12 protein-coding genes are annotated in these 11,996 nt (G+C 31.6%); 8 read left to right on the forward strand and 4 right to left on the reverse strand.

Features of this window, described 5'->3' with window-relative positions; genetic code table 11:
• Nucleotides 1-6: 6 nt before the first annotated feature.
• The 3 genes from H3Z83_RS11535 to thiL form a co-directional block, all read right to left on the reverse strand.
• Nucleotides 7-903, reverse strand: a complete 897-nt coding sequence (locus H3Z83_RS11535; RefSeq protein WP_182125646.1) for a DMT family transporter — start codon at nt 901-903, stop codon at nt 7-9.
• Nucleotides 904-1,059: 156 nt separating this feature from the next.
• Complete coding sequence (lysM, locus tag H3Z83_RS11540; RefSeq protein ID WP_182125647.1) at nt 1,060-1,530, reverse strand: peptidoglycan-binding protein LysM; 471 nt, start codon at nt 1,528-1,530, stop codon at nt 1,060-1,062.
• A 238-nt stretch (nt 1,531-1,768) separates the two neighbouring features.
• Entirely contained in the window at nt 1,769-2,815 is a 1,047-nt protein-coding gene (gene thiL / locus H3Z83_RS11545; RefSeq protein WP_182125648.1) for a thiamine-phosphate kinase, read from the reverse strand.
• Between the two features lie 141 nt (nt 2,816-2,956).
• Between thiL and H3Z83_RS11550 the strand changes: the two genes are divergently transcribed.
• From H3Z83_RS11550 to sufD, 8 genes are all read left to right on the forward strand, one after another.
• Nucleotides 2,957-4,282, forward strand: a complete 1,326-nt coding sequence (locus H3Z83_RS11550; RefSeq protein ID WP_182125649.1) for a choice-of-anchor B family protein — start codon at nt 2,957-2,959, stop codon at nt 4,280-4,282.
• Nucleotides 4,283-5,611 (forward strand): hypothetical protein, encoded by a 1,329-nt coding sequence (locus tag H3Z83_RS11555; RefSeq protein ID WP_182125650.1) that lies wholly within the window; start codon nt 4,283-4,285, stop codon nt 5,609-5,611. It begins immediately after the preceding gene.
• Between the two features lie 3 nt (nt 5,612-5,614).
• A complete protein-coding gene (locus H3Z83_RS11560) occupies nt 5,615-6,376 on the forward strand; it encodes an MbnP family protein (protein ID WP_182125651.1) in 762 nt (253 codons plus the stop codon).
• A gap of 49 nt (nt 6,377-6,425) precedes the next feature.
• A complete protein-coding gene (locus tag H3Z83_RS11565; RefSeq protein WP_246337554.1) occupies nt 6,426-7,442 on the forward strand; it encodes a cytochrome-c peroxidase in 1,017 nt (338 codons plus the stop codon).
• Between the two features lie 108 nt (nt 7,443-7,550).
• Entirely contained in the window at nt 7,551-7,880 is a 330-nt protein-coding gene (locus H3Z83_RS11570) for a HesB/IscA family protein (protein ID WP_182125653.1), read from the forward strand.
• A gap of 15 nt (nt 7,881-7,895) precedes the next feature.
• Nucleotides 7,896-9,344: a Fe-S cluster assembly protein SufB gene (gene sufB, locus H3Z83_RS11575; protein ID WP_182125654.1), complete on the forward strand. Its 1,449-nt coding sequence runs from the start codon at nt 7,896-7,898 to the stop codon at nt 9,342-9,344.
• Nucleotides 9,345-9,369: 25 nt separating this feature from the next.
• Nucleotides 9,370-10,122, forward strand: coding sequence for a Fe-S cluster assembly ATPase SufC (gene sufC / locus H3Z83_RS11580; protein ID WP_182125655.1), 753 nt, complete (start codon nt 9,370-9,372; stop codon nt 10,120-10,122).
• Between the two features lie 4 nt (nt 10,123-10,126).
• Nucleotides 10,127-11,440 carry a Fe-S cluster assembly protein SufD gene (gene sufD, locus H3Z83_RS11585; protein WP_182125656.1) on the forward strand — a complete coding sequence of 438 codons (1,314 nt, stop codon included), beginning with the start codon at nt 10,127-10,129 and terminating at the stop codon, nt 11,438-11,440.
• Nucleotides 11,441-11,525: 85 nt separating this feature from the next.
• On the opposite strand, the gene H3Z83_RS11590 is transcribed toward sufD, so the two are convergent.
• On the reverse strand, nt 11,526-11,936 hold the full coding sequence (locus tag H3Z83_RS11590; protein WP_182125657.1) for a BrxA/BrxB family bacilliredoxin: 411 nt from the start codon (nt 11,934-11,936) through the stop codon (nt 11,526-11,528).
• Nucleotides 11,937-11,996: the final 60 nt, after the last annotated feature.

The following is an 11,996-nucleotide window of genomic DNA, read 5'->3' on the forward strand; positions in this document are numbered from 1 at the left end:
ATACGTTTATTTATTGTTAGTAGCCACTTGTTTAGTTACCAAAAAGACCCCTAAAAAGATTAAGAGTGTTGCACAAATTTTAACTATATTTAAATTATCACTTCCTACAATTAAAGCATAAATTGATGCGATTACGGGTTGTAAATACATAAACACACTAACAGTTGTTGGTTTTAATTTAGATAATGCAAAAAGATTGAATAAATATGTAATACAGGTTGTAAATAACACCACAAAACCTGCTTTTAAATATATTGATGTTGGCATTATTTGCCATTGTACTTCAGATAATTCTGAGATGCCAAAAGGAATTACAAATAGTAAACCGAATAAATACAGCCATTTTACAAATACAATTGGATTGTATTTTTCGATTAGTTTTTTAACAATAACCAGGTACATAGCGTAAGATGCTGCATTAACAAACACTAGAAAATTACCTAACATCATATTTTTAGCACCTGCTCCTTTTGTACTACCATAAACAATTAAAATAACAGCACCTATTAATCCGATAATTACCCCTAAAATTTTTCTTTTTATTAGTTTTTCTTTTAAAATAATGCTTGCGAAAATTAACACTAAAATAGGAGTAGACACCATCATCACTGATGCGTTAATCGGTGTAGTATAACTTAGTCCTTTAAAAAAAGTAAGCATGTTAAATGCAACTCCAAAAAAAGCTGCTAAAGCTATTCTTTTAAAATCTGATTTTTCAATAGATTTTGCTTTCACAAAAAGCCCTAATAACCAAAAAACTGCAGTTGCTCCACCAACACGAAGCAATATAAATCCGAAAGGTTTTATATACATTGGCATCACCTCTTTTGCTACCGTAAAAGTAACTCCGTAAATAAGTGTTGCTATTGATGCAGCTATGATTGCTAGCGTTCTTTGATTCATTTTAATTATCTAAGAATTTAAAGTGCAAAGATGAAAATATAATTTCTCTTTTTACTGTAAGAATTTGAATTAAACTAATTTTTAATAATCGATATATTTTGAAACAAAAAAAGCACTGCATATGCAGTGCTTTTTCTTTGGTTGATTAACTTTTGATTAGTCCATTAAAGGCGGAATTCTTAATACCTGCCCTGGATAAATTTTATCTGGATGAGATAACATTGGTTTGTTAGCTTCAAAAATTACAGGATACTTCATTGCATCTCCATAAAATTCTTTAGCAATTTTACCTAAAGTATCTCCGCTTACTACTGTATGAAATTGAGCCATTGCAGCTTCTTCAATTTCTTCTACTTCAGCAACTGTCATATTATCTTCTACAGATGCAATACCATCAGTATTTCCTACTACTAAAACAACTTTTTCTTTTGTTGCTAAATCAGCAGCTTCACCCGAAATTGTAGCTTTATCATCATCAACACCTACTACAAGGTTTTCTACAGATAATTCTAATTTGTTTACTGCGTCTACTAATTTTGCAGATTTTTCAGCAGCTTCTTCTTCCGTTGTTTTTCCGATTCCAAAAACTTTAGCTCCGGCATTTTTAATAAATGAAAAAATTCCCATTTTCTTTTTTGATTTTTTGTTAATTAATAATTTGTTTTACTGTTTGCCTAAGATACAATTTTTATACCAAATGTTTTTAATTCAAATAAGAATTATCTTGACTCAGGTACTGAGTATAACTATATACTTAGAAAATAACTTCTATTTATTTGATAATCAGTATTAATGTAATATTAAAGGCTTTCATAAAAAAAACCACACTTTTAAAAGTGTGGTTTTTTATGCAATCGTATTTATTTTATCCTTTAAAAGAATTCCAGCCTTGAGCTTTTAACTCCATTTCTTGGTTGGCTCTTGTTACCAAATTCATTCCTTGATTTTCTTCAGTTATATGGCCGATAATTGAAAAATTTGGATTTCCTTTTATTTTATCAAAATCCGCAATTGGAACTGTGAATAATAATTCATAATCTTCTCCACCACTTAAAGCAATCATCGTACTATCCATATTAAACTCTTCTGAGGTTGATATAACTTGTGGGTCTAACGGTAGTTTGTCCTCATATATTTTACAACCAACTTTGCTTTGTGTACAGATGTGCATAATTTCTGAAGATAATCCGTCAGAAATATCAATCATAGACGTAGGTTTTACATCCAGTTCTTTTAATAATTCAGGTACATCTTTACGTGCCTCAGGTTTTAATTGACGCTCTATTAAATAGGTGTAGTTATCTAAATCTGGTTGGTTTTCTGGATTGACTTGAAATACTTGTTTCTCTCTTTCTAAAACCTGTAACCCTAAATAGGCTCCTCCTAAATCACCCGAAACAACAATTAAATCGGTCGATTTTGCTCCATTTCTATAAACAATGTCTTCTTTTTTGGCAGAACCTAATGCGGTTACAGAAATCAACATTCCTTTGGTTGATGATGTGGTATCTCCACCGATTAAATCTACTTTATAAGTGTCACATGCTAATTTAATACCTGCATATAATTCTTCTAAAGCTTCTAATGGAAAACGATTAGATACAGCAATAGAAACAGTTATTTGTTCAGCAACCCCATTCATAGCATATACATCAGATAAATTTACCATTACAGCTTTATATCCTAAATGTTTTAAAGGCATGTAACTTAAGTCGAAATGAACGCCTTCAACCAATAAATCAGTTGTTACTAATAGCTCTTTTTCTGATTGACTAATTACAGCAGCATCATCACCAACTCCTTTTAGAGTTGCTGAACTATACACTTTAAAATGCTTCGTTAAGTGGTTGATTAATCCGAACTCTCCAAGTTCAGCTAATGAAGTTTTTTCTTGATTCTTATCTTCTAACATTCTGCAAAGATACTAACAAGTATTTATACAAAATAGATAAATATTTCATTGTTCATTTGAAATAAATATAGGGTTTAAGAGTTTTTAAATGTTTTATATATAGCTATTTCTTTAACTTAGTACTCTCTTAAAATTTAACTCATGAAAAAATATAAAATTTTATCTATTTTTATTTGTCTGTTTTTTTTAATGTCTTGCTCATCATCTGAAGAAAAACAAATTTTGGATAAAGATAATGACGGTATAATAGATTCAAAAGATAATTGCCCAGATATAGCTAATCCTAACCAAGAAGATTCAAATAATGATGGAGTTGGAGATGCTTGTACACCTTTAAATAAAAAGCCATGCGAAAATGGAATGGCAAATGGTTTTCCTTGTAAAGGGTATGATTTATTATTAAACATTCCAGTAAGTACTTTTGGAGGAGGAGAAGGAAACGACTCTTGGGGATGGACGGACCCAACAACTCAAAAAGAATACGCTATAATGGGGTTAGACAATGGAACTGTATTTGTTGATATTTCTGATACTGAAAACCCTATTTACCTTGGTAAATTACCTACAGCAACAATTAGTAGTCCTTGGAGGGATGTTAAAGTGTATAAAGATCATGCCTTTATTGTAGCTGATAATAGTGTTGGGGAAGATAGTCATGGTATGCAAGTTTTTGATTTAACTCGCTTAAGAAATGTGTCAAATCCTCCTCAAACTTTTACAGCAGACACTCGTTTTACTGAATTTGGAAGAGCACATAATATTGTAATTAATGAAGATACAGGATATGCTTATCCAGTAGGAACCAATAGAAATAACATTTATAAAGGAGGACCTTTGTTTATTAATATTCAAGATCCTAAAAACCCTAAAAGCGAAGGTGGTTGGGGGACTGATAATTACAGTCATGATGCACAGGTTGTTACTTATAACGGGCCAGACTCAGATTATACTGGGAAAGAAATTATAATTGGAAGTAACGAGAATGAAGTTGTTATCGTGGATATTACTGATAAGGCTAATCCTAGAAATATTTCAAAAATTTCTTATCCTAATGTAAGATATACACATCAAGGATGGTTTACTGAAGATCAGAAATATTTTATTCTAGGTGATGAGTTAGATGAATTAAGAATTGGAATAAACACAAGAAGCATCGTTTTTGATTTTACAGATTTAGATAACCCTAAAGAGCACTTTATATATTCTGCAGAAACAAAATCTATTGATCATAATGGTTATGTAAAAGGGAATACGTTTTATTTAGCTAGTTATTCTGCTGGGGTTCGTTTTATTGATATTGCTAGCATAGATAGTAAATCTATAACAGAAGTTGGTTACTTCGATACTTATCCTGATAATGACGATGCCAACTGGCATGGTGTGTGGAATGTATACCCATATTTTAATAGTGGGAAGATAGTTGTTAGTGATATTGAAAAAGGATTGTTTATTTTAAAGAAACAATAAATGATAAAAAGGCTTTCTATCTTTCTAATTACAACAATGCTAATTTCAAGTTGTAGTAATGATGTTGGTATATTTTTTCCAACAACTAAAGAAGCTCCACAAATTAATTTTATAAAAACATTTGGAGGTTCAAGAAATGAAAGTGGTCGAAGCGTAGTTCAAACTTCAGATAATGGTTATGCTGTTTTAGGTTTTACTCAAAGTATTGATGGAGATGTTTTAACAACAAAATCTGATGTGCAATTTGATTTTTGGGTTTTAAAGTTTGATGAAAATGATAATTTACTTTGGCAAAAAACCTATGGTGGGTCAAAAGATGATAAAGCGTATCAAATAATTGAAACAAATGATAACGGTTTTGCAATTGTTGGCTATAATAAAAGTGACGACGGAGATTTAACTTCTAACGAAGGATTTGAAGATGTTTGGGTTTTGAAAATAGATGCTACGGGTAATATTTTATGGAAAACAACCACAGGGTTTTCAGGCTCAGATCAAGGTTTTAGTTTAATTCAAACTACAGATGGAGGTTATTTTGTTGGTAGTATTATAGATGTAACTGCATCCGGAGGTCAAGGGAATTCAAGATCTTCATCAAGACATGCTGGAGGTGATTATTGGGGTATTAAATTAAACTCAAGCGGAAGTATTGAGTGGCGTAAATATTTTGGAGGAACAAATACAGATACTTGTTATGGTATAGCAGAAACTTCAGATGGATATATAATGATTGGGTCTTCCGATAGTAATGATGTTGATATTAAAAACAACAAAGGCTCTTACGATTTTTGGATTGTTAAAATTGATAAAGTTGGAGCTCTTATTTGGGAAAAATCTTTCGGCGGAACCGAAATAGACGAAGCCAGAGCGATAACACCAACAAATGATGGAAGTTTTATTATTGTTGGTGATACTCGTAGCTCCAATAATGATGTGACCAATAATAGTGGTGGAGCAGATTTATGGGCTATAAAAATAAATTCTGATGGAGATTTGATTTGGCAAAAAAACTATGGAGGTTCAAGTTTTGATGTTGGGAGATCAATTAACAAAACATTAGATGGTGGATTTATTATATCAGGAAGTTCAAGAAGTGCTGATAATGGTATAATAAATAAAGGTCAAAATGATGCGTGGATTCTAAAAATAGATAATAACGGAAACCAGCAGTGGCAAAAAACTATAGGTGGAACGGATATAGATTTTTGTTACGATGCCATTGAACTTTCTAACGGAAATATCATTGCAGTTGGCGAAAGCAGTAGTAGTAATTTAGATATAACATCAAACAAAGGGTTTTCAGACCTATTAATTATCAAATTAAAATAAAAAATGAAACAATATTTAATCCTTTTTTTAAGTCTTTTACTTTTCTCATGTAGTTCAGATAATGATGAATTAACAAAAGAAGTTACAGTTAAGTTTAATTTTACTCAAAACTGGGATGGAACTGTAATTGAAAAATCAGATTTAAGTAACACTGAATACACAAATAAGTTAGGAACTAAGCTCACTATTGAAAAATTACGCTATTTAATTTCTAAAATCACTTTAACAAACGGGGCTGGTGTAGAAACTATTTTTGAAGGATACAAATTGGTTGACATAACCGAGTCTGAGAATTTAACTTTTAGTCCAACTGAAAAAATATCAGAAGGGGCTTATAATTTGTCGATGACTTTTGGTTTTAATAACGCTGATAATTTTAAAGCAGGAGGATATGCAGATTTAAACTCAGCGTCTTGGGATGTTCCAGATACGTTAGGTGGGGGGTATCATTATATGCAACTTGAAGGGAAGTTTCTTAATAAAAATATACAGCAACAAGGTTTTGCATATCATACAATTGGAGCATACAACTCAACTACAAAAGAAGTTGAAGACACTTCTTTTACGGTAGATTTAGGTACAATATCAATTAAAAACAATGCAACTATCGAAGTTAAAATGAATGTTGCAGAATGGTTTAAAAATCCAAACGAATGGGATTTAGATGTTTTGAACTCAATGTTAATGCCTAATTATGATGCTCAAAAATTAATGTCTGCGAATGGTAAAAGTGGCGTTTTCAGCTTAGGTAACATTTCACAATAAATATCTAATGATTAAAAAGAGTATATACACTTTATTATTACTTCTTTTAATGAGTTGTTCATCAAAAGAAGAAGATGTATATACTCCAAAACCTGCTAGTTTAAAAATACCTGAGTTATTTCAACAAAAATTAATAGCGCCAGTTATTCCAACTAACAATCCTTTAACAGAAGAAGGTATTGCGCTTGGTAAAAAGTTGTTTTTTGATAAAATTTTATCGAAAGACAATACGCAATCTTGTGCTACTTGTCACAACCCTAAAAAAGCCTTTACCGATGAGAATCGTTTTAGTGATGGTGTAAATGGTACATTTGGAACGCGTAATTCTATGCCAATATTTAATTTAGCTTGGAATTTCGATGAGCGTTTTGCTTGGGACGGAAAAGAGTTAAGTTTAGAACGTCAGGCATTAGAACCTGTTCGAAATCCTATCGAAATGCATAGTAAATGGACTAATGTTACAGAGAGATTACAAAATCACTCGGAATACCCAACATTGTTTCAGCAAGCATTCGGAGTTTCAAAAATAGATTCTACTTTAGTAACTAAAGCACTTGCCCAATTCGAAAGAACTTTAATTTCTGGAAACTCCAAATTTGATCAATTTCTATTAGGTAAAGCACAGTTAACTCCAGAAGAACAAAATGGATTTGATGTTTTTATGGATGAAACTCGTGGAGATTGTTTTCATTGCCATGGGAGTAATAACAATCCTTTATGGACAGATAATAAATTCCATAATAATGGTTTAGATGCTGTTTTTTCAGACTTAGGTTTAGGGAAAGTTACTGGTGACCCTAACGACAATGGGAAATTCAGATCCCCATCTCTTCGTAATTTAAAATTTACTGCACCATATATGCATGATGGGCGTTTTGCTACTTTAGATGAGGTAATTAATCATTACTCAACAGGATTAAAATCATCTCCAACTATCGATCCTTTAATGAAAAAAGTAAATCAGGGTGGCGTAAATCTTTCTGATAAAGACAAAGCTGATTTAAAAGCTTTTTTACTTTCTCTTTCAGATAATGATTTTGTTGCTAACCCTAACTTTCAAGAGTAATAAACATTCTCAATAATTACATAAAAAAACACAATGAAAGGTTGTGCTATTAAATGAGACTTATATTGTATATTTGCAAACTATTTAGAGTTAATCTATTTAAAATATATGATAAAAGTTTCAGACACAGCTAAAAAGAAAGTCATTGAACTAATGACAGACGACGGATTTGATGCTACAACCGATTTTGTTCGTGTTGGAGTTAAAAGTGGTGGTTGTTCAGGGCTATCGTATGATTTAACCTTTGATAAGAGTACACAAGAAAACGATAAAATTTTTGAAGAAAACAGTGTGAAAATTGTTGTTGACAAAAAGAGTTTCTTATACCTAGTTGGTACAACTTTAGAGTACTCTGGAGGGTTAAACGGAAAAGGATTTGTATTTAATAATCCTAATGCTAACCGTACATGCGGTTGCGGAGAAAGTTTTTCTTTATAACATTACATCTCAATTATGAGCAAGTATACCGAAGACGATTTAAGAGAAGAGTTAAAAACCAAAGAATATGAATATGGTTTTTATACTGATATAGAAAGTGAAACCTTTGCGAAGGGGTTAAATGAAGATGTGGTTCGTGCTATTTCTAAAAAGAAAAACGAACCAGAATGGATGACTGAATGGCGTTTAGAAGCATTTAGAGTTTGGGAGAAAATGGAAGAGCCAGAATGGGCTAATGTAAATTATGAAAAACCAAATTTTCAAGAGATTGCTTACTATTCAGCACCAAAAGAAAAACCAAAATTAAATAGTTTAGATGAAGTTGATCCAGAATTATTGGATACGTTTAAACGTTTAGGTATTTCTTTAGATGAGCAGAAAAAATTAGCAAATGTAGCTGTTGATATCGTAATGGATTCTGTTTCAGTTGCAACAACTTTTAAAGAAACATTAGCTGAAAAAGGTATTATATTCATGCCTATTTCTGAAGCTATTCAAGAGCATCCAGAATTAGTAAAGAAATATTTAGGGACTGTAGTTCCAACTACCGATAATTTTTATGCAGCATTAAATTCAGCGGTATTTTCTGATGGGTCTTTCTGTTATATTCCAAAAGGTGTTCGATGCCCGATGGAGTTATCTACTTACTTTAGAATTAACGAAGGAGGTACAGGTCAGTTTGAAAGAACTTTAGTAGTTGCTGACAAAGGTAGTTATGTTTCTTACCTAGAAGGATGTACTGCGCCAAGTAGAGATGAAAATCAATTACACGCAGCTGTAGTTGAATTAATTTCGATGGACGATGCTGAAATTAAATATTCTACAGTTCAAAACTGGTATCCTGGAAATGCAGAAGGAAAAGGTGGAGTATACAATTTTGTAACTAAAAGAGGTATATGTGAAACCAACGCAAAAATTTCTTGGACACAAGTAGAAACAGGTTCTGCAGTAACTTGGAAATACCCAAGTTGTATCTTAAAAGGAAATAATTCTGTTGGTGAATTTTACTCAATTGCAGTAACAAACAACTTCCAACAAGCTGATACAGGAACAAAAATGATTCACTTAGGTAAAAATACTAAGTCAACCATTATCTCTAAAGGAATCTCAGCAGGAAAATCACAAAACAGTTATAGAGGATTAGTTCATATTAGTCCACGAGCTGAAAATGCACGTAACTTCTCGCAATGTGATTCTTTATTAATGGGGAACGAGTGTGGAGCACATACATTTCCATATATAGAAACAAAAAATAAATCGGCACAGATAGAACACGAAGCTACAACAAGTAAAATTGGTGAAGATCAATTATTCTATTGTAACCAACGTGGTATAGATACCGAAAAAGCAATTGCATTAATCGTAAATGGGTTTAGTAAAGAAGTACTAAATAAGTTACCAATGGAATTTGCAGTTGAAGCACAAAAATTATTAGAAATTAGTTTAGAAGGAAGTGTTGGTTAAAAACTAACAACAAAGATATATTACCATGTTAAAAATAGAAAACTTACACGCTAACATAGAAGATAAATCAATCTTAAAAGGGTTGAATTTAGAAGTTAAAGCTGGTGAAATTCACGCAATAATGGGGCCTAATGGAGCTGGAAAAAGTACAATGGCATCTGTAATTGCAGGAAAAGAAGAATACGAAGTTACTGAAGGAACTATCGAATTAAATGGAGAAGATATCAGTGAGTTAGCTCCTGAAGAAAGAGCACATAATGGAGTGTTTTTATCTTTTCAATATCCAGTAGAAATACCTGGTGTTACGGTAACAAACTTTATTAAAACATCAATTAACGAATCTCGTAAAGCACAAGGTTTAGAAGAGATGCCTGCGAAAGATATGTTAAAGATGATTCGTGAGAAATCTGAATTATTAGAGATCGATCGTAAGTTCTTATCACGTTCTTTAAACGAAGGGTTTTCTGGAGGAGAAAAGAAACGTAACGAGATTTTTCAGATGGCAATGTTAGAACCTAAATTAGCAATCTTAGACGAAACAGATTCTGGTTTAGATATCGATGCGTTACGTATTGTTGCTAATGGTGTAAATAAATTAAAATCTAAAGATAACGCGGTAATAGTTATTACACACTACCAGCGTTTATTAGATTATATAGTTCCTGATTTTGTACACGTTTTACATGATGGTAAAATTGTAAAAACAGGCGATGCTTCTTTAGCATTAGAATTAGAAGCAAAAGGGTACGATTGGATTAAGGAAGAAGTGAACTCTTAAGAGAATGGATTTAAAAGAAAAATTAGTAGCATCATATGTAGCTTTTGAAAATGACGTGAATATCAATTCTGATGTTCATGAAATTAGAACAAAAGCACTTCAAAATTTTGAAGAATTAGGTTTTCCTACTAAGAAATTAGAAGCTTGGAAATATACTTCTTTAAACTCTGTGTTAAAGCAAGATTATAGTATTTTCCCAGATAATGAAGCTGCTATAGAACTAGCAGATGTGAAGAAATATTTTATTCATGATATTGATACTTATAAGATTATCTTTATTGATGGAAAATACAGTTCTTTCTTGTCAGATACTACGCATGATGAAATGGATATTTGTTTATTATCATCTGCATTAGAAAAGCCAAAATACAAGGCAGTTATTGAAAATTATTTCAATAAAATAGCTGAACAAGATAATTTAACTTCTTTAAATACAGCTTTTGCTAAAGAAGGTGCATACATCTATATTCCAAGAAATGTTGAGGTAGAAAAACCAATTCAAATCATCAATTTTACTACTGGAAAAGAAGATGCAACAATGTTACAGCCTCGTAATTTAATTGTAGCTGAACAGAATGCACATGTACAAATTATTGAGCGTCATCAAAGTTTAACTTCAAATCCTGTATTAACAAATGCGGTTACTGAGGTTTATGCTGCTAAAGATGCAACTGTAGACATTTACAAAATTCAGAACGACAACAACAATGCTTCTTTGGTAGATAATGCTTATATAGAGCAAAAGTCAAATAGTATTGTTTCTGTACATACATTTTCTTTTGGAGGAAATATTACTCGTAATAATTTAAATTTTTATCAAAGAGGAGAACATATTGATTCTATTTTGAAAGGTGTTACAATTATTGAAGGAAAACAACATATAGATCACCATACATTGGTGCATCATATAGAGCCTAATTGTGAATCTCATCAAGATTATAAAGGAATATATGATGAACGTTCTACTGCAGTTTTTAACGGAAAGGTAATTGTTGAGAAGGAAGCTCAAAAAACAAATGCTTATCAACAAAACAACAATGTTTTAGTAAGCGATAAAGCTACTATTAATGCAAAACCACAATTAGAAATTTTTGCAGATGATGTAAAATGTTCACATGGTTGTACGATTGGTCAGTTAGATGATGATGCTTTATTTTACATGCAACAACGTGGAATTCCTAAGAAAGAAGCAAAAGCTTTATTAATGTATGCTTTTGCAAATACAGTTTTAGAAAGTGTAAAAATACCTGAAGTAAAACAACGTATAAATAAATTAATAGCTAATAAATTAGGCGTTAATATTGGATTCGATTTATAAGCGTCATTGATGCTTTTACTATAAAATAAAAAACCACTCATTTTGAGTGGTTTTTTATTTTTAAGGGTTTTTGTAATGCTATTTATTAGCAAAACTCATCATAAGCAGCTGCTAAATTCTGAGCAATTGCCTGTGCAGAACGACCTTCAATGTGGTGACGTTCTAACATGTGTACTAAACTACCATCTTTAAATAAAGCAATAGCTGGTGAAGAAGGAGGGAAAGGAATCATATATTCTCTTGCCTTCGCTGTAGATTCTTTTTCTACACCTGCAAATACAGTAGTTAAATGAGTGGGTGCTTTGTCTGCTCCTAAAGAAGCAATAGCTCCTGGTCTTGCTGTACCAGCGGCACAACCACAAACCGAATTTACCATTACTAATGTTGTTCCTTCTTTAGCTAAAGCATTGTCAACATCTTCAGCAGTATATAAAGCGTCAAAACCAGCATCAATTAATTGATCACGCATTGGTTTTACTAATTCTTCTGGGTACATATTTTTTAATTAAAAATTTAATGCAAAGATACTTCATTTACAAGCAAGAATCAAACCAAA

The sequence above is a fragment of the Tenacibaculum pelagium genome (assembly GCF_014062345.1).
GTDB lineage: Bacteria > Bacteroidota > Bacteroidia > Flavobacteriales > Flavobacteriaceae > Polaribacter > Polaribacter pelagius.